Here is an 18,907-nt window from a genome sequence, read left to right as displayed (position 1 = left end):
CACCAGTTGTGGACAACCCTTTGACGATGCGCTTCACCACGCGTTGAATGAAGCAAACGCACGCAAACGCAAAGGTCTCGGGATGTCTTCCTTCGCTGGCGTCGCGCGGTGGCGGGTGGCCGTCGTCGCGCTCCTCGCCTCCCTCCTCCTCGGCGGCGTCGTCACGCTCGCCCTGCCGGGCGTGGCACCGCTCGTCGACGCCGTCCTCGCCGGCGGCCGCACCGACCCGACGTACGACGCGCTCCTCGTCGCGCTCGCGTCGACGGCGCTCCTCGTGGCGGCGCCCTGGTGCTGGGTGCTCGTGGCGCTCGTCTGCGTCGACGCCCTGCGTGGCAGCGAGCGACGGCGCCGTGGCTGCCCCGCCGCACTGCGCCGCGGGGTGCTCCTGGCCCTCGGCGCGACGACCGCGGTGGCCCTGGCCCAGCCGGCGAGCGCGCAGCCCGCGGCGGGCCCCGCGGGGGAGCCGTCCACGACCGGCGACACGACGGTGGGGGCCGTGACGGCGGCCGGGGCGGTCGCCGGGGGCCGGGGCGCGTCCCCGACGGCGGACCTGCTCGACGGCCTACCCCTGCCCGACCGACCCGGCGGCACGATCCCCGACCCCGGACCCGCCGCGGCCGCTGGCGCCGCCGCGGACCAGCCCGACCAGCCCAGCCAGCCCGACCAGCCCGACCAGCCCAGCCGGCCCAGCCGGCCCAGCCACGTGGTCGTGGCCGGCGACGACCTCTGGTCGATCGCGGCGGCCCACCTGCCGGCCGCAGCCGACGACGCCGCCGTGCTCGAGGCGACCCTCGCGCTGCACCGCGCGAACGCCGCCGTCATCGGGCCCGACCCCGACCTGATCCTTCCCGGCCAGCGCCTCGACCTGGGCGCCCTGTCCCGTCCGAGCGAGTGAGGAGCACACGATGACCACCACCGACCGCCGACCCAGCCCTCCGACCACCTCGACCGCGGCGACTCCCCCGGGCTCACCGCGCGGCCGCGTCGTGCCGCTCGCGGGCCGTCGGCCCGCGAGCCCCGTCCGCGACGCCGTCCAGGGCACGCTGGCTCTCGACCTCGTTCCCGTGCTCGACCCGCCGCCCCCGGCGCCGGCGCGCACGGGTCCTGCCGTCGCGGGTCCGGGTGCGGACGTCGTGCGGGTCGACCTCCGCCGCCGCCGGCGCCTCGAGAGCTGGGCGCACCGCTACGTGCAGGCCGCCGTCGAGATCGCCGGGGGCGACCGTCCGGCCAGCCAGCTGCTGCGCTGGACGGCGGCTCCCGTCCACACCGACCTCGCGCGGCGCGGCCACCTCGTGGCGCGGGCGAACGTCCAGGGCGGCGGCCGGGCGCGCGAGATCGTGCGACCGCAGGTGCGCAGCGTGCACGCCGGCTTCGTGGCCGAGGACGTCGCCGAGATCAGCGCCCACGTGCGCTACGGCCAGCGGTCCCGCGCCGTCGCGGCCCGCTTCGAGCTGCGGGCGCGGCGGTGGATCTGCACCGCCCTCGAGTTCGCCTGAGGAACGGCGACGGCCGCCTCCCCCGGCGGGGGAAGCGGCCGTCGTGGCGCGGGGCGGGCGGTCAGCCGTTGACGCGCGCGGTGAGGCCCGTCGGGCCGCCGGGCGCGCCGTGGCACCGCTTGTACTTCTTGCCGGAGCCGCAGGGGCAGAGGTCGTTGCGACCCGCGTCGGCGTACGGGTCGTCCGCCTTCGTGACGGCGTCACGACGGGCGACGACCTCGCCGTCCTCCGAGGGCCCGGCGTAGGTCAGGCCCTGCGGCTGGCGCGCCGGCTCGAGGCCCTTGGCCCGGATGACCGGCTTCTTGTCGAGGTCGACGGCGCCCTCGGACGAGCCGTCCTCGAGCGCGACGTCGCCCTCGACGACGTCGCCGACCGGCTGCTCCTCGACCTGGACCTCGAGGTTGAAGAGGTAGCCGACGGCCTCCTCCTTGATGGCGTCCATCATCGTGCCGAACATGTCGAAGCCCTCGCGCTGGTACTCGACCAGCGGGTCGCGCTGCGAGTACGAGCGCAGGCCGATGCCCTCGCGCAGGTAGTCCATCTCGTAGAGGTGCTCGCGCCACTTGCGGTCGAGCACCGTCAGCACGACCCGGCGCTCGAGCTCGCGCAGCACCTCGGAGCCCACCTCGGACTCGCGACGGTCGTACGCCGCGAGGGCGTCCTTCGCGAGGTCGGCGGCCAGCTCGTTGCGGGACAGGCCCGCCTTGGAGCCGCCTGCCTTCTCGATCTGGTCGTCGATCTCGAGGCTGACCGGGTAGAGCTGGCGCAGGGCGCCCCAGAGGGCGTGCAGGTCCCAGTCCTCCGGGTACTCCTGGGTCGCCGACAGGACGTACGACGTCACGACGTCCTCGATGAAGCCCCGCACCTGCGTCGAGAGGTCCTCGCCCTCGAGCACCTGGCGTCGCTCGCGGTAGATGACCTCGCGCTGGCGGCTCATCACGTCGTCGTACTTCAGGACGTTCTTGCGCGACTCGAAGTTCTGCGCCTCGACCTGGCCCTGCGCGTTGGCGATCGTCTTGGTGACGCGCTTGGCCTCGATCGGCACGTCGTCGGGGACGCGCATCACCGTCATGACGCGGTCGACCCACTCGGCCTTGAACAGCCGCATGAGCTCGTCCTCGAGCGAGAGGTAGAAGCGCGACTCGCCCGGGTCGCCCTGACGGCCGGAGCGACCGCGGAGCTGGTTGTCGATGCGGCGCGACTCGTGGCGCTCCGTGCCGATGACGTAGAGGCCGCCGAGCTCGCGGACCTCGTCGTGCTCGTCCTCGACCTGCTTCTTGATGCGCTCGAGGGTCGCGGGCCAGGCCGCCTCGTACTCCTCCGGCGTGTCGACCGGGTCGAGGCCCTTCTTGCGGAGCTCGGCGTCGGCGAGGAACTCGACGGAACCACCGAGCATGATGTCGGTGCCGCGGCCCGCCATGTTGGTCGCCACCGTGACGGCGCCCTTGTGACCGGCCTGGGCGACGATCGCGGCCTCGTCCGCGTGGTACTTCGCGTTGAGGACCGTGTGGGGGATGTTCTTCTTCTTCAGCAGGCCCGACAGCAGCTCGGACTTCTCCACGGAGACGGTGCCCACGAGGATCGGCTGGCCCTTGTGGTGCCGCTCCGCGATGTCCTCGACGACGGCCTCGTACTTCGCCTTCTCCGTGCGGTAGACGAGGTCGGGCTGGTCGATGCGCTGCTGCGGCTTGTTGGTGCGGATCGGGACGACCCCGAGCTCGTAGATCTTGTCGAACTCCGCGGCCTCGGTCATGGCCGTGCCGGTCATGCCGGACAGCTTGTCGTACTGCCGGAAGTAGTTCTGGAGCGTGATGGTGGCGAGCGTCTGGTACTCCTCGCGGACCTTCACGCCCTCCTTCGCCTCGATCGACTGGTGCAGGCCGTCGTTGTAGCGACGCCCCGACAGCATGCGGCCCGTGTGCTCGTCGACGATGAGGACCTCGTCGTTCTGCACGACGTACTCCTTGTCGCGGCGGAACAGCTCCTTGGCCTTGATCGAGTTGTTGAGGAAGGAGATGAGCGGCGTGTTCGCCGACTCGTAGAGGTTCTCGATGCCGAGGTGGTCCTCGACCTTGGTGATGCCGGGCTCGAGCACCGAGATGGTGCGCTTCTTCTCGTCGACCTCGTAGTCCACGTCGCGCTCGAGCTTCTTCACGATGCGCGCGAACTCGCCGTACCACCGCACCTCCTCCTGCGTGGGGCCGGAGATGATGAGCGGCGTGCGCGCCTCGTCCACCAGGATCGAGTCGACCTCGTCGACGATCGCGTAGTTGTGGCCGCGCTGGACGCAGTCGCTCACCGACGTCGCCATGTTGTCGCGGAGGTAGTCGAAGCCGAGCTCGTTGTTCGTCGCGTAGGTGATGTCGCAGTTGTAGGCCTCGCGCCGGGCCTCGGGGCGCATCGACGGCAGGATCACGCCGGTGGTCAGGCCCAGGAAGTGGTGGACGCGACCCATCCACTCCGCGTGGTACTTCGCCAGGTAGTCGTTGACCGTGACGACGTGGACGCCCTTGCCGCTCAACGCGTTGAGGTAGGTCGGCAGCGTCGCGACGAGGGTCTTGCCCTCACCGGTCTTCATCTCGGCGATGTTGCCGAGGTGGAGGGCGGCGCCACCCATGATCTGCACGTCGTAGTGACGCTGCCCGATCACGCGGTTGGCCGCCTCGCGGACGACGGCGAACGCCTCCGGCAGCAGGTCGTCGAGGGTCTCGCCCTCCTCCAGCCGCTTCTTGAACTCGGCCGTCTGGCCCTGCAGCTCCTCGTCCGTCATCGCGACGTAGTCGTCCTCGATGGCGTTGACGGCGGACGCGATCGCCTCGAGCTGGCGGATGATCTTGCCCTCGCCGGCTCGGAGCAGCTTGTCGATGATCCCCACGGATCGAACTCCTGTGGCTAGTTCAGTGTGCGGTGGTTCGCAGTGCAGGCGTCGCAGGGGCGCGACGGACGCGCCCGCCATGCTACCCACGCGACAAGGTCGGCGCGCGCACCCCTCCCCGGCGGTCAGCCGCGCGCGGCGATCTCGACCGCGAGCGCGGGCGCGAGGTCGCCGTGCGGCGCGACGACCACGGCGTCCAGGCCCAGCCAGCCCGCCATCCGGTGCAGCTCCACCGCCAGCTCGGCCGCCGTCGCGGGCGGCGCGTCCGGCTCGGCGAACGTCCCCAGCACCTCGAGGCGCCCGCCCCGACGGTCGGCGCGCAGGTCGACGCGCCCGACCAGGCGGTCACCCAGCAGGAAGGGCAGCACGTAGTAGCCGTGCACCCGCTGGTGCGCCGGCGTGTAGATCTCGATGCGGTAGCGGAAGTCGAAGAGCGCCTCGGCCCGCGGCCGGAACCAGACCACCGGGTCGAACGGGCTGAGCAGCGCGCGGGCGTCGATGCGCCGCGGCCGCGCGGCGTCGCGGTGCAGGTACGTCGCGGCGCTCCACCCCCGCACCGTGACCGGCTCCAGCTCGCCCGCCTCGACGAGCTCCTCCACCGCCACGGCCGCCGCCCGCTGGCCGATCCGGTAGTAGTCGGCCAGGCAGGCGACGGTCGCCACGCCGTGGCTGCGCGCCGCCATCGCCACGAGCGCACGGACCGCGTCGGGGCGGTCGGGCACGGGAGCGGCCAGCACCTCGGCCGGCAGCACCCGCTCGGGCAGGTCGTAGCGACGCTCGAAGGCGGCGTTGCGACCGGCGACGGCGAGGTCGCCGGTCCGCATCATCATCTCGAGCGCCTGCTTGGCGGCGGACCAGTTCCACCCCCAGTGGTCGCGTCGCCGGGGACGGCCGTCGTCGAGGTCGCGGGCGGTCAGCGGGCCCTCGGCCGCGACCCGCTGCCGGACCTCCTCGACGAGGTCGGGGTCCTCGACGCCGATGCCGCTCGCGGCGTACCGCTCCCGCCACGCGTCGCGGCGGAGCTGCAGCAGCGGCCAGTGCTCGACCGGAAGGTACGCCGCCTCGTGCGCCCACGACTCCACGACGCGACGGGGGCGCGCGGTCGTGGCCCGCTCGAGCAGACCGGTGTCGTAGGGACCCATGCGGGAGTAGAGCGGCATGTAGTGCGCGCGCTGCAGGACGCTCACGGAGTCGATCTGCAGGACGCGGGTGCGACGCAGCGTGCGGTCGAAGGTGCGCAGCGTCGGGGTGGCGTGGGGCGGGTCGGCGAACCCCTGCGCGGCGAGCGCGATGCGGCGCGCCTGGGCCAGGGTGATCGTCGGCCCGGCAGGGGCCGCGGGGCTCACGGGACGTCGAGGAGCTTCTCGCGCACCGCGTACATGACCGCCTCCATGCGGGAGTGCAGCTGGAGCTTCTCCAGGATGTTGCGCATGTGGTTCTTCACCGTGTTGTCGGTGATGCCCAGCCGGTGGCCGACCTCGCGGTTGTTGATGCCCGTCGCGACGAGGCGCAGCACCTGCAGCTCGCGCTCGGTGAGCTTGAGCGACGGGCCGGGCGTCTTCTCGGCCCGCGACATGTGCTTGAACTCGTCGATCAGCTTGACCGCCATCGACGGGCTGATGAGCGACTGGCCGTCGGAGACCACCCGCACCGCCTGCGCCACCTCGTCGATCGACGAGTCCTTCAGCAGGTAGCCCGAGGCCCCGCTCTTCACCGCCTCGTAGAGGTCGCCTTCCTCGTCGGAGACGGTCAGCATGATGATCTTCGTCGCGGGCACGGCGTCCTTGATCGCCTTGCACGCCGCGATCCCGGAGCCCTTGGGCATCCGCACGTCGAGGAGCACCACGTCGGGAGCGGTGGTGGTCGCGAGCCGCAGGCCGGCCTCGCCGTCACCGGCCTCACCGACGACCTCGATGCCCTCCTCGATGCCGAGGAGCATGGTGAGGCCGCGGCGGAACAGCTCCTGGTCGTCGACGACGATCACGCGCACCGGCTCGGTGCCCGCGGTGCCGTCCGGGGCGGCGGGAGGGGGCGTCACGGGGGCCATCATGGCACGCCGTGACGCCTCCTCCGCCGGTCCGTCAGGCCTCGGCGCGGCCCGCCAGCACCCCGGCGGGTGCGCCGGCGACCTCGGCGTCGACGTCGCCCAGGGCCCCGGCGAGGTCCAGCGCGATCACGCCGTAGTCGTAGCCCCGCCGCCGGTAGACGACGGACGGACGGTCGTTGGCCTTGTCGACGAAGAGGTAGAAGTCGTGGCCGACGAGCTCCATCTCGTAGAGCGCCTGGTCGAGCGTCATGGGCTCGGCGGGGTGCACCTTCTCGCGCACGACCAGCGGACCGTCGCCCTCGACCTCGATCCCGCCGACCTGGCGGCGCTGGGGGGCACCGTCCGCGCGGGCGTCACCGTCGGTGTCCGCGGGCCGCTCGTCGAGCACCCCGGTGCCGGCGAGCGCCTGCGCGACGGAGGTGGGGACGTGGCGGCCGCGGTGGATCCGACGCCGGTCGGCGGCGCGGCGCATCTGCGCGGCCATCCGGTCCAGCGCGACGTCGAGGGCGCCCATCTTGTGGTCGGCGCACGCCTCGGCACGCACCACCGGTCCCTTGGAGAACGCCGTGAGCTGCACCTTCATGCAGCGGTCCGCCTGACGGGGGTTCTTCTCCTCCGAGACCTCCACCTGCACCCTGATGATGCGGTGGTCGTGCTTCTCCAGTCGGGCCAGCTTCTCCTCGACGTGGGACCTGAAGCTCTCCGACACCTCGACATGCCGTCCGGTGACCACGATCTCCATGCGAACCTCCCAGGTGGTTGGTGTGTCAGGTGCGGGGGCGACCGCCGTACGGCCGCACGCACGAGCCACCCACGGTGGCTCGTGTCCCGCCGGTGGATGGAGCCCGCCCGGCCGACCTGGTCTTCGTCCCCACAGTCGCCTGCTGAGGTGTTCGCAGCTTCTCCGCCACTACCGACCTTCTCCCGCCGGACGTCGCATCTGACGACGAGGGCGAGGCAGGACTTACGTCTAAGCCGCACCGTGATCGTCCGGCACCGGCGGACCGGGACGGACTTACGTGGGCCGTTTCGCCTGCGACTGGCATCGGCTTGCCGCACCGCCGTGACCGCACCCCTGACGGGGCTCGGCGCGTCGGGGCGACGCAACCACGGACCCGGGCGGACTCCATGCGACGACGTTAGTCCCCCCTCCCCACGCGGGGAAGGGAACGCGCCTGGGAATCCTCTGAACTCCTCACCCGTCGTCCACCGTGCCGTGGTGTGGAGGTCACCGTGGCGGCGAGGAGCACGGGTACGCCGCCGCTCGCCAGCGCCCGCGCCGCCTCCACGAGCGTCGCCCCGGTCGTCACCACGTCGTCGCAGAGCACCACCGCCCCGCGCCCGTGGCGGCTCGCCGTGGCACGCAGCAGGTGCGCCGGGCACCGCATCGTGCCGACGAGGTTGACCGCCCGACCGGCCGCGTCGAGGTCGCCCTGGTCCCGTGCCCGCCCCGAGCGGAGCAGGTCGACGCGGACCGCGTCGTACCCCTGTGCCCGGAGGGCGCGGACGGCCCGCGCCACGACCGCGCCCGTCGCGTCGTGCCCACGTCGCCGCACCGTGCCGGGTCGGGACGGCACCGGGCAGAGCAGCAGCCGCCCGCGGCCGGGGGGTGGGCCGACGCCCGCCGTCACGGCGGCGGCGAGGAGGCGACCGAGCGGGGCGCGCAGGCCCAGCCGGCCACGCTCCTTGTGCCCGACCACCAGCGCGCGCGCCAGGTCGGCGTGGGGCGCCCCCGCCCACGTCGGCACCAGGCCGGGCGGCCAGGGGTCGACGACCGCGGGCGCGCCCCGGGCGGGCAGGGTGGCCGCGCACGAGGCGCACACCAGCCGCCCCGCACGGGCACACCCCACGCACGCGCTGCCGGTGACGAGGTCGCTCACGGCGTCCACGAACCACCCGGTGCTGCCCACCCGTCGATCCCACCGCACCGGGCGGCACGACGTACCGCTCCCCGGGGCTCCGGTGGAGGACCGCGGCCCGGCGCGGCCCTGGGGACGGGACGCGGGCCGGTCTCAGCCGGGGTAGGTGAGGCCGGCGGCGCGCGCCTCGGACGCGACGAGGCGGGACCCGTCGTACTCCTCGACGAGCGTGGGTCCGACGAGGAGCAGCGGGGTGCCGGGCGCCGTCGAGGTGACGAGCCGCTGGGCCTCGCTCATGAGGAGCGTGGTGTCGTCGTCGGCCCCCGGGGAGCCGTCGACCGGGACGCGCTGCAGCTGCACCAGGGTGTCGTCGATCCGGGCGAGCACGACGACCTCGGTCGCCGAGCGCCAGCCGACGTCGAGCACGGTGAGGCCCGCCGCGTCCGCCGCCAGGTCCTGCGCCGGCTCGACCACGTCGGCGACACCGCCCCGCTCGTCGTAGCGGACCCGGGACACGACCACGCGCTGCGCCCCCTGCGGACCGACCACGGCGACCAGGCGCGAGCCGTCGCGGGAGACGGTCATCGCAGTGATCCGCTGCCCGCTCAGGTCCGGCGCGTCGAGCGGCGTCACGGTGCCGGAGCTGACGACGCGCAGCCGGGCCCGGTCGCCGCCGTCGACGATCCACAGCCGGCCCGCGAAGTCCCAGGACATGCGGGCCGTGCCCTCGGCCGGGATCCGCGTGGTCGGTGCGGCCGGGTCGTCGAGGGGGACGACGACCACCGACCCGTCCGCCACCTGTGCGGCGACACGGGTGCCGAAGAGGTCCACCGCGAGGCGACGCACCCCGGTGCCCAGGAGCTCCTCGGTGCCCGCCACGGGCTCGGTCTCGGCGTCGTCGACCTCGACGACCTGGTCGCCGTCCAGCCCGTAGAGCCCGGCGTCGGCGCCGGCCACGTCGGGGGTGTAGCGCTGCCCCGCACCCACGGCGAAGTCGGTGCCGCCGTCCGGCACCCGGAGCGCGACGTCGTCGACCAGCACCCGGATGCGCACGATGGAGGGCACCTGCCGCAGCGTCCACGCCAGCTGCGCGACCATCGGCTCGGTCAACGCCGCGGGCGCACCGTCGGCGCCGGTCATCCGGACCGACGCGAGGCCCGAGGAGGACACCTCCACCGTCGTGCCGGGACCCGGCCCGCCGAGCGCCGTGCCGATCACGCCCGCGAGCGCGTCCGGCGGCCCCTCCAGGAGGGCGTTGACGAGCCGCGAGGCCAGCTGCTCCCCGCTCGGCACGAACACCGGGGTGGGGACGAGGATCCGGGACGACGGGTCGAGGAAGTAGAGGTCGGCCCGCTGGTAGCGCGCCTCCAGCCACGTCAGGGGGACGATCAGGGCGTTGGGGAGGGTGGCGATGCGCCACTCGCCGTCCTCCTGCTGCATGCCGAAGGTCACGGTGCGGTCGGCGCCGCTCGGCTCCCCCACCCACTGCCCGCGGTCGTCGAGGCTCGCGCTCCCCTGGAGGTCGACGCTCACGCTCGTGCCGCTCGTCGGGCGGGAGGCGTCCTCGTAGACGATGGTGCGCTGCTCGGGCGACCACGCGTCGGCCGTGGCCTCGGTCAGGAACGAGCGGGCCACGCTCGTCTGCAGCGACGTCGCCCGCATCGCGCCGAGGAAGTGCTGGACGATCTCGTCGGGCGTCTCCCCCGGCGTCGGACCGGGCGGCACGTAGTCGACCGCGGCGTTGCCGACGCCCTCCGGCACGTCGTCGGGCACGGTCACGTCGCCCGAGTCGGGCAGCCGCACGCAGCCGGCGAGCACCAGCGCCGCCACCAGGGCGGTCAGCACCGCGGTCAGCACCGCTCGCGACACCGGTCCCCGGGGAGCACGGCGCGTGGCCGCCCTCACCGGACCGGCTCCGCGTCGGCCGGGAGGAGCGGGATGGGGCTGTGCCGCAGCTGGTCGCCGGCGTGACGGGGCAACGTCAGCCGGAACTGGGCGCCCCCGCCGGGGGTGCCCCACGCCTGGAGCCAGCCACCGTGCAGGTGGGCGTCCTCGAGCGCGATCGACAGGCCGAGGCCCGTGCCGCCCGAGGTGCGGGCGCGGGCCGGGTCGGCCCGCCAGAACCGGTTGAACACCATGGCCGACTCCCCCGGCGCCAGGCCGACGCCGTAGTCCCGCACGGCGATCGCCGCGCTGTGCTCGTCCGCGTCGACCGTGAGCACGACGTCGCGCGACTCGGCGTGGTCGATCGCGTTGGTCACGAGGTTGCGCACGATGCGCTCGATGCGCCGGCCGTCCGCCGCGCACACGCAGGGCCGCCCCGGCTCCCGCACGTCCACCCGGACGCCCGAGGTGGCGGCCACGGTCGCCGTCTGGCGCACCACCCGCTCGACGACGTCGCGCAGGTCGACGTCCTCGACCTCGAGCGCGACCGCACCCGCGTCGTACCGGCTGATCTCGAGGAGCTCCCCGAGGAGCCGCTCGAACCGGTCGAGCTCGACCTGCAGCAGCTCGGCGGCACGGGCCGTGGGCGCGTCGAAGTCGGTGCGCGCGTCGTGGAGCATGTCGCCGGCCATGCGCACCGTCGTCAGCGGCGTGCGGAGCTCGTGGGAGACGTCCGCGACGAAGCGGCGCTGCACGCGGCTCAGCTCCTCGAGCTGCTGGATCTGGCGCTGCAGGTTGGAGGCCATCTGGTTGAAGGACGACGCGAGCCGCGCGAGGTCGTCCTGGCCCGACACGCGCAGGCGCTCCTGGAGCCGTCCTGCCGCGAGGCGCTCGGCGACCTTGCGGGCGAGGCGGATCGGCGTGACGACCTGGCGGGCGACGAGGTAGGTGACGCCGCCGATGAGCACCACGAGGAGCGCGTCGGCCACGAGCACCGAGCGCGTCACCAGGGCGAGCGTCTCCTGCTCCTGCTCCATCGGGAACAGCAGGTAGAGCGTGTAGGGGCGGCCGTCGGCCGGCAGCTGCACCTGCGTGCCGACCACGATGCCGGGCACCTCGCTCGTGGTGCCGTCGTCGTCGGTCGTCCGCAGGCTGGTCCACGCCCAGGCGAGCTGCGTGCTGCCGGTGAAGTGCTCCCGCAGCGACCGGGGCACGCTCGTCAGGTCGAGGCCGGGCGAGGAGATCGAGCCGCTGGACGTCAGGTCGCTCGCCGGGTCGGCGTCGGACCGGGCCACGAGCACCTCGTAGCCGCGCACCGCGCCCCGCTGGCTCAGCGGCGCTGCGACGAGCTCGAGCTGGCTGGCGACGTCGAAGTCCGAGCCACCGACGAGCCGGTCCACCGCCTGCACCGTCTCGGTCTCCGCCTCCGCCGTGGCGGAGCGGACCCGGTCGTCCAGCAGGCCGTCGCGCACCTGCACCACCAGCAGCCAGCTGACGGCACCGACCACGACCGCCGAGAGCAGGACCGTCGACACCACGACGCGCGCGGAGACGGAGCGCCGCCACACGGTCAGGGCGCGGCCGACGGCCGCGCCGATCCCGCCCCCGGACACCGACCCCGGTGGTCGACGCAGCCGGTGCGGCAGCCGGCGCGCCAGCGGGGCCAGGCGGGGCGTCAGCACGGGCTCAGGACGGCCCTGCCTTGTAGCCCACGCCGCGCACCGTCAGGACGATCTCGGGGCGCTCGGGGTCGTGCTCGACCTTGGAGCGCAGCCGCTGCACGTGCACGTTCACGAGGCGGGTGTCGGCCGCGTGGCGGTAGCCCCACACCTCCTCGAGCAGGACCTCGCGGCTGAACGCCTGCCACGGCTTCCGGGCGAGGCAGACGAGGAGGTCGAACTCCAGCGGCGTGAGGCTGATGACCTCGTCGCCGCGCGACACCTGGTGCCCGGCGACGTCGATGGTGAGGTCCCCGATCGCGAGCGTCTCCTGCGCGGGGGCGTCGAGGCGCCGCACGCGCGCCCGGATGCGCGCGACGAGCTCCTTGGGCTTGAAGGGCTTCACGACGTAGTCGTCCGCGCCCGACTCCAGACCGACGACCACGTCGACGGTGTCGCCCTTGGCCGTCAGCATCACGATGGGCACGCCCGACTCGGCGCGGACCTCCTTGCAGACCTCGATGCCGTCCTTGCCGGGCAGCATGACGTCGAGCAGCAGCACGTCGGGCCGGAACTCCCGCACGGCGGCGAGCGCCTCGTCGCCCCGCAGGCAGACGGCGGGCTCGAACCCCTCCTGGCGCAGCACGATGGTGAGCATCTCCGCCAGCGAGGCGTCGTCGTCGACGACGAGCACCCGCCCACGGCTGTCGGGGTCGGCGGTGCCGGGGGCCGCGCGGTCGTTGCTGGTCACGGGGCCAAGTATGACAACCGCCGTCCCCGCAGGTGCGGGGACGGCGGTCGTGGGGTCGATCGGGGTCGATCGGGGTCGATCGGGGCCGATCGGGGGCGTGCGAGGCCCCGAGGCGTCAGTAGCGGTAGTGGTCCGACTTGTACGGACCCGCCACGTCGACGCCGAGGTAGGCCGCCTGCTCCTTGGTCAGCTCGGTGAGCTCGACGCCGAGGGCGTCGAGGTGCAGCCGGGCGACCTCCTCGTCGAGGTGCTTGGGCAGCACGTGGACGCCCAGCTCGTACTCGTCGGCCTTGCTGAACAGCTCGATCTGCGCCAGCACCTGGTTGGTGAAGGAGTTGCTCATCACGAACGACGGGTGACCCGTCGCGTTGCCGAGGTTGAGCAGCCGACCCTCGGACAGCACGATGATCTTCTTGCCGTCCGGGAAGATCCACTGGTGGACCTGCGGCTTGATCTCGTCCTTGACGATGCCGGGGATCTTCGCCAGGCCGGCCATGTCGATCTCGTTGTCGAAGTGGCCGATGTTGCCGACGATGGCCTGGTGCTTCATCCGCTCGAAGTGCTCGGTGCGGATGATGTTGAAGTTGCCGGTCGTCGTCACGAAGATGTCGGCGGTCTCGACGACGGACTCGAGGCGCTTGACCTCGTAGCCGTCCATGGCGGCCTGCAGCGCGCAGATCGGGTCGATCTCGGTGACGATGACGCGGGCGCCCTGGCCGCGGAGGGACTCCGCGGAGCCCTTGCCGACGTCGCCGTAGCCGCACACCACGGCGACCTTGCCGCCGATCATCACGTCGGTGGCGCGGTTGATGCCGTCGATGAGCGAGTGGCGGCAGCCGTACTTGTTGTCGAACTTGCTCTTGGTGACCGAGTCGTTGACGTTGATCGCCGGGAAGAGGAGCGAGCCCTCCTTGAAGCGCTCGTAGAGGCGCAGCACGCCCGTCGTGGTCTCCTCGGAGACGCCCTTGATCATCGGGGCGCGCTTCGTCCACCGCTGCGGGTCGTTCTCGAGGGAGCGCGCGAGGACCCGGAGGACCTCCTTGTACTCCTCGTTGTCGGTCGAGTCGAGCGGCGGCACGACGCCGGCCTTCTCGAACTCCACGCCCTTGTGCAGCAGCAGCGTGATGTCACCGCCGTCGTCGAGCAGCATGTTGGGGCCGCCCTCGGCGAAGTCGAAGACCTTCTCGGCCTCGTCCCAGTACTCCGCCAGGGACTCGCCCTTCCACGCGAAGACGGGGACGCCCTGCGGGTCCTCCGCCGTGCCGCCCTTGGCGGGGGGCCCGACGACGACCGCGGCAGCGGCGTGGTCCTGGGTGGAGAAGATGTTGCAGGTGGCCCAGCGGATGTCGGCACCGAGCGCGGCGAGCGTCTCGATCAGCACCGCCGTCTGGACGGTCATGTGCAGCGACCCGGCGATCCGGGCGCCCTGGAGCGGCTGCGCGTCGCCGAAGCGCTCGCGCATCGCCATCAGGCCGGGCATCTCGTGCTCGGCGAGCTCGATCTCCTTGCGGCCGAAGGCGGCCAGGGAGAGGTCGGCGACCTTGAAGTCCATCGGTGTTGTCTCCTCGAACGGGTGGAGCCAGAGCCACGCGCCTGCGCATCTGCGCATCTCCGGGATCTCCCGACGCGGACTCCTCCAGCGTAGGCCGCCCTCCGCGCGATTCAGGAATCCGCGTGACGCAGGCGACCCACGAGCTGCACGACCACGACGACGAGCGCACCGACGACGAGGCCGACCACGGCGGAGAGCGCCGTGTTGACGATCCAGCCGGCGACCGCCCCCACGGCGCCGAGGGCGTCGTGGACGGCGACCTCGAGGTGGTGCACGAGCTCGTACGGCGCGTGCCAGCCCAGGTCGTCCACCCCGACGAGGAGGATGTGGCCGCCGACCCAGAGCATCGCGGCGGTGCCGACGACGGCGATGCCGGCGAGCAGGCCCGGCATGGCCCGGACGAGACCCGTGCCGACCTTCTGCGCCAGGGCGGAGGAGCGCTGGGCGAGGGCCAGGCCCACGTCGTCCATCTTCACGATGAGGGCCACGACGCCGTACACGAGCACCGTGATGCCGATCGCGACCACCAGCAGGATCGCGAGGCGGGCCAGGAAGGGCTCCTCGGCGACCTCGTTGAGGGAGATCACCATGATCTCGGCCGAGAGGATGAGGTCGGTGCGGATGGCGCCGGCGACGAGGGTCTTCTCGGCGTCGGGGCCGGCCTCGACGGTCTTCTCGTGGTGGGCGTGGCCCGAGATCTTCCCCCAGATCTTCTCGGCTCCCTCGAAGCAGAGGAACGCGCCACCCGCCATGAGGATCGGGGTGAGGAGCCACGGCAGGAACTGGCTGAGGAGCAGGGCCAGCGGCAGGATGATGAGGATCTTGTTGCGCAGCGAGCCGATCGCGATCCGCTTCACGATGGGCAGCTCGCGCTCGGCCGCGACGCCCTGGACGTACTGCGGCGTCACCGCCGTGTCGTCCACGACCACGCCGGCCGCCTTGATGCTCGCGCGCCCCGCCGCGGCACCCACGTCGTCGACGGAGGCCGCCGCGAGGCGCGCGAGCGCGGCCACGTCGTCGAGCAGCGCGAACAGGCCGCCGCTCATCGGTCACCGGCCGGGGCGAGGGGCCTCCGCGAGATCGTCACGGGAGGACTGTAGAGCGTCGGGTCCTACTCCGGGACCAGGCCGAGACCGAGGTACGCCGCGACGTAGCGCCCCTGCAGGATGAGGGAGGCGTGACGGGCGACGTCGCTGCGGGCGTCGCTCCCGATCTCCACGACGCGCACGTCGTGGGCGGCGGCCGCCGCGCGGAGCCGTCCGGCCTGCTCCCGCACGACCGCCGCCTCGTCGCCGTCGTCGAGCACGACGAGCGTCGGGCGGGCCACCGCTCCCCCGTCGGTGAACGGATCGGCGAAGACGTCGCGGGGACGGGCCGCCTCCACGACCGGCAGCACCTCCTCCGCGTCGTCCGCGAGCACCGCGCGGCCGGTGACGCGCCGCAGCTCCTCGGCCACCCGGCGCGCGGCCCGGGCCGCCAGGGCGCTGCCGCCCCAGAGCACCGGCTGCGCGTCGGCCAGACCGAGCGCGACCTCCTTGGCCGGGTTGGCCGCGATGTCGCGGTGGGGCGAGCAGCGCACCGCCACGTCGTCCAACGCCGCAGCGACGTGGGCGGCGTCGGCGGCCCGCCCCAGTCCCGCGGAGGCGAGGAGGTCGAGCACCACGACCGCGACCGCCAGCGGGTCCCCGGTGCCGACGGGGAGCACGAGCACGTCGCGCCCGACCGCGTGCTCGGCGACGAGCGAGTCGGGCGGGCAGGCGACGAGCACGTCGGCCCCGCGTCGTACCGCCTCGGCCACCGCAGCGGCGGCCGGCACGTCCGAGCCGGCGGGCGCCAGCATCACGACCAGGTCGAGCGACCCCACCCACCCGGGCAGCCCGGGTCCGGGCCAGGCGACGAACGGCACCGGACAGCTGCCCTCGAGCACGTCACGGAGGAGCCGGGAGCCGGTGCCCGCGACCACGACCGCCCGCGGCCGGGGACGGGACCGGGCCTCGTGCACCTTCTCCGGCGCCAGGTCGAGCGCGACCTGCGCCTCGCGACGCACCCGGGAGCCTGCCTCCGCGAGCGACCGCAGCGTCGGGTCGATGCCGGCCAGCGCCGCCTCGTCGTCGAGGCGGGACTCGTCGAACCACACGGCCGCGTCCCGGCTCAGGCCCGGCGGGCCTCGTCGACGAGCAGCACCGGGATGCCGTCGCGGACGGGGTAGCCGTAGCCGCAGTCGGTGCAGACCAGCTCGGCGCCGTCGGCGCTGCCGCCGGCGGGACCGTCGGCCAGCTCGCCGCGGCAGTTCGGGCAGACGATGATGCGGCGCAGCGTGGGGTCGATGGAGGCGCTCATCCGCGGATCACCGCCAGCACGCGGTCGCGCACGTCGGTCATGGTGGCCTCGTCCTTGCCCTCCACGTTGAGGCGCAGCAGCGGCTCCGTGTTGGAGGCGCGGACGTTGAACCACCAGTCGCCCGCGTCGACGGTCAGGCCGTCGAGCTTGTCGACCGTGACGCCGTCCTGCGCGCCGTACGTCTCCTCCAGCTGCGTCAGCACCGCCTGCTGGTCAGCCACGGTCGAGTTGATCTCGCCGCTCATGGGGTAGCGCTCGTAGTCCGCCAGCAGCTGCGAGAGCGGGACGTCGGTCTCCCCGAGCGCGGACAGGGCGTGGAGCGCCGCGAGCATCCCGGAGTCGGCGCGCCAGAAATCGCGGAAGTAGAAGTGGCCGGAGTGCTCGCCGCCGAACACGGCGTCGGTCTCCGCCATGGTGGCCTTGATGTAGGAGTGCCCCACGCGGGTGCGCACCGGGGTGCCGCCCTTCTCGGTCACGATCTCCGGCACGGCCTTCGACGTGATGAGGTTGTGGATGACGTTCGACCCCGGCACCCGGGCGAGCTCGCGGTCCGCGATGAGCGCCGTCAACGTCGACGGCGAGACCGCACGGCCCTGCTCGTCGACGAGGAAGCAGCGGTCGGCGTCGCCGTCGAAGGCCAGGCCGATGTCCGCGCGCTCCGCGAGCACGCGGGCCTGGAGGTCGACGAGGGTCTCCGGGTCGATCGGGTTCGCCTCGTGGTGGGGGAACGAGCCGTCGAGCTCGAAGTACATCGGGACCAGGTCCACGACGTCGCCCAGGCGCTCGAAGACGGCGGGGGCCGTCAGGCCCGCCATGCCGTTGCCGGCGTCGACGACGACCTTGAGCCTCCGCCCGGTGACGGGGGCGAGGGAGAGCACGTGCGCGGCGTAGGCGGCGAGGACGTCGTGCTCGGAGATGCTGCCCGTGCGCGCGGCGGGGGTCGGCTCGTCACCGCCGACGAGGTCGCGGATCTCGGAGAGGCCGGTCTCGGTGCCGATCGGCACGGCGTTGGCACGGCACATCTTGATGCCGTTGTACTGCGCCGGGTTGTGGCTCGCCGTGAACATGGCGCCCGCGTGGCCCAGGTGCCCCGAGGCGAAGTAGAGCTGGTCGGTCGAGGCCAGGCCGATGAGCACGACGTCGGCGCCCTGGTCGGCCGCGCCCTGCGCGAAGGCGCCGGCCATGCCGGGCGAGGAGGGCCGCATGTCGTGACCGACGACGACCGTGGGCGCACCGGTGACCTGCACGAACGCGGCGCCCACCCGGCGGGCGAACTCCTCGTCGAGCTGGTCGGGGACGGTGCCCCGGACGTCGTAGGCCTTGAAGACGGCGGCGAGGTTGGACGGGGAGAGCGATCCGCTGGGCGCCATGGCGAGGAGCCTAGGGCATGCGCGGGGACCTCGGGTGCGGACCGGGCCGGCCCCGCCCTCAACGAGGAGTGGGGTCCGTCTCCAGCACGCGGAGATGACCACGGCGCTCGCCGCGGTCGGGGCGTCCCGGCGTGCCGGGGCGGGTCCCGCGCGGCTCCTCCTCGGCGTACGTCGGCCGGTCGTGCGGCACGACGTGCGGCGGCCGGTTCGCCGGCGCCGCCGGGCGCACCGCCGCCTCGCGCACGGCGTCGGCGAGGGCGAGCAGGTCGTCGTCGGAGTGCACCGGCGCCGACGGGACGCTGGCGAGCCGCAGCACCTCCCAGCCCCGCGGGGCCGACAGCCGCTCCGAGTGCTGCTCGCACAGGTCGTAGGCGTGCGGCTCCGCGGTGGTCGACAGCGGGCCGAGCACGGCGGTCTGGTCGGAGTAGACGTACGTCAGCGTCATGGCCGCGGGACGACCGCAGGCGGTGCGCGAACAACGACGGGCTGACCTCACGGGGAGCACCGTACGCCGTCACCGGTCACCACCGGACTAGGCTCGCGGCGACGAGAGGAGATGTCGGTGACGCAGCACGGGGACGCCCCCGACCCCGAGCCCGACCCCGAGCCCGAGCCGGCCCCGGGACCCGGTCCCGCCGAGCCTGCGCCCGCGGCGCACCGACCCCGTCGACGCGACCGGCACGGCCGCGGCGGGCGCGGCCCCGGCCTCGCCCCCGCGCCCGACCGGAGGGATCCGCGCCCCACCCGCAGCCAGCGCTTCGACCGCATCGTGCTCGGCGTCGTCGGGCACGTCGACGCGCCCTGGCGGACCGAGCTCGGCGAGCTGGAGTACGTCGTCGAGGAGATGCCGCTGCTGCCCGACGGCTGGACGGACGAGGCGCCGTTGGCCTCCGTCGTGCCGGCGACCGCCGAGCACCCGCCGCGCGTCGTGTTCTTCCGCCGCCCCCTGGAGCGGCGCAGCGAGACGCGGCTCGACCTCGAGGAGCTCGTGCGGCGGGTCGCCACCGAGCAGCTCGCCGAGCTGCTCGGCGTCAGCCCCGAGACCGTCGACCCGGACTACGACCCCGACGCCTGA

17 protein-coding genes are annotated in these 18,907 nt (G+C 73.5%); 3 read left to right on the top strand and 14 right to left on the bottom strand.

Translation table 11 applies throughout. The features are described 5' to 3' along the window. Positions 1–82: 82 nt before the first annotated feature. Together G3T38_RS01610 and G3T38_RS01605 are read left to right on the top strand one after the other, a co-directional pair. The gene (locus G3T38_RS01610; RefSeq protein ID WP_163770309.1) at positions 83–895 is read left to right on the top strand and encodes a hypothetical protein; all 813 of its coding nucleotides are present in this window, start codon (positions 83–85) and stop codon (positions 893–895) included. Positions 896–905: 10 nt separating this feature from the next. Then, entirely contained in the window at positions 906–1,496 is a 591-nt protein-coding gene (locus G3T38_RS01605) for an Rv3235 family protein (RefSeq protein ID WP_163770308.1), read from the top strand. Between the two features lie 61 nt (positions 1,497–1,557). Here the strand turns inward: G3T38_RS01605 and secA are convergent, their stop codons facing one another. From secA to G3T38_RS01535, 14 genes are all read right to left on the bottom strand, one after another. Next, entirely contained in the window at positions 1,558–4,371 is a 2,814-nt protein-coding gene (gene secA / locus G3T38_RS01600; RefSeq protein WP_338037394.1) for a preprotein translocase subunit SecA, read from the bottom strand. Positions 4,372–4,496: 125 nt separating this feature from the next. Beyond that, positions 4,497–5,717, bottom strand: a complete 1,221-nt coding sequence (locus G3T38_RS01595) for a DNA glycosylase AlkZ-like family protein (protein ID WP_163770306.1) — start codon at positions 5,715–5,717, stop codon at positions 4,497–4,499. Beyond that, positions 5,714–6,409: a response regulator gene (locus tag G3T38_RS01590; RefSeq protein WP_338037393.1), complete on the bottom strand. Its 696-nt coding sequence runs from the start codon at positions 6,407–6,409 to the stop codon at positions 5,714–5,716. Before G3T38_RS01590 ends, G3T38_RS01595 begins: the two co-directional genes overlap by 4 nt. A gap of 43 nt (positions 6,410–6,452) precedes the next feature. After that, on the bottom strand, positions 6,453–7,160 hold the full coding sequence (hpf, locus tag G3T38_RS01585; RefSeq protein ID WP_163770304.1) for a ribosome hibernation-promoting factor, HPF/YfiA family: 708 nt from the start codon (positions 7,158–7,160) through the stop codon (positions 6,453–6,455). Between the two features lie 397 nt (positions 7,161–7,557). Continuing rightward, positions 7,558–8,328: a ComF family protein gene (locus G3T38_RS01580; protein ID WP_194247557.1), complete on the bottom strand. Its 771-nt coding sequence runs from the start codon at positions 8,326–8,328 to the stop codon at positions 7,558–7,560. Positions 8,329–8,430: 102 nt separating this feature from the next. Next, positions 8,431–10,146, bottom strand: a complete 1,716-nt coding sequence (locus G3T38_RS01575) for an LpqB family beta-propeller domain-containing protein (RefSeq protein WP_163770303.1) — start codon at positions 10,144–10,146, stop codon at positions 8,431–8,433. Between the two features lie 32 nt (positions 10,147–10,178). Further along, the gene (mtrB, locus tag G3T38_RS01570; RefSeq protein WP_338037392.1) at positions 10,179–11,843 is read right to left on the bottom strand and encodes an MtrAB system histidine kinase MtrB; all 1,665 of its coding nucleotides are present in this window, start codon (positions 11,841–11,843) and stop codon (positions 10,179–10,181) included. 4 nt (positions 11,844–11,847) lie between these two features. Beyond that, positions 11,848–12,570 (bottom strand): MtrAB system response regulator MtrA, encoded by a 723-nt coding sequence (gene mtrA / locus G3T38_RS01565; protein WP_163770302.1) that lies wholly within the window; start codon positions 12,568–12,570, stop codon positions 11,848–11,850. 115 nt (positions 12,571–12,685) lie between these two features. Next, positions 12,686–14,122: an adenosylhomocysteinase gene (ahcY, locus tag G3T38_RS01560; protein WP_163770301.1), complete on the bottom strand. Its 1,437-nt coding sequence runs from the start codon at positions 14,120–14,122 to the stop codon at positions 12,686–12,688. A 110-nt stretch (positions 14,123–14,232) separates the two neighbouring features. Next, positions 14,233–15,168 (bottom strand): DUF808 domain-containing protein, encoded by a 936-nt coding sequence (locus G3T38_RS01555; protein ID WP_163770300.1) that lies wholly within the window; start codon positions 15,166–15,168, stop codon positions 14,233–14,235. 65 nt (positions 15,169–15,233) lie between these two features. Then, positions 15,234–16,259, bottom strand: coding sequence for an SIS domain-containing protein (locus G3T38_RS01550; protein ID WP_338037391.1), 1,026 nt, complete (start codon positions 16,257–16,259; stop codon positions 15,234–15,236). 14 nt (positions 16,260–16,273) lie between these two features. Next, positions 16,274–16,462: a Trm112 family protein gene (locus tag G3T38_RS01545; protein WP_163770299.1), complete on the bottom strand. Its 189-nt coding sequence runs from the start codon at positions 16,460–16,462 to the stop codon at positions 16,274–16,276. Next, on the bottom strand, positions 16,459–17,832 hold the full coding sequence (locus G3T38_RS01540; RefSeq protein WP_163770298.1) for a phosphomannomutase/phosphoglucomutase: 1,374 nt from the start codon (positions 17,830–17,832) through the stop codon (positions 16,459–16,461). Before G3T38_RS01540 ends, G3T38_RS01545 begins: the two co-directional genes overlap by 4 nt. Positions 17,833–17,890: 58 nt before the next feature. Next, positions 17,891–18,328: a DUF3499 domain-containing protein gene (locus G3T38_RS01535; RefSeq protein WP_163770297.1), complete on the bottom strand. Its 438-nt coding sequence runs from the start codon at positions 18,326–18,328 to the stop codon at positions 17,891–17,893. Positions 18,329–18,394: 66 nt separating this feature from the next. Here G3T38_RS01535 and G3T38_RS22435 point away from each other — a divergent pair, with 66 nt between their 5' ends. Then, complete coding sequence (locus G3T38_RS22435) at positions 18,395–18,907, top strand: metallopeptidase family protein (RefSeq protein WP_163770296.1); 513 nt, start codon at positions 18,395–18,397, stop codon at positions 18,905–18,907.

This window comes from Nocardioides zeae, assembly GCF_010686755.1.
Classification (GTDB): Bacteria; Actinomycetota; Actinomycetes; order Propionibacteriales; family Nocardioidaceae; genus Nocardioides; species Nocardioides zeae.
The sequence above is the reverse complement of the archived record's forward strand: the minus strand, read 5'-3'. Positions and strand labels throughout refer to the sequence as shown.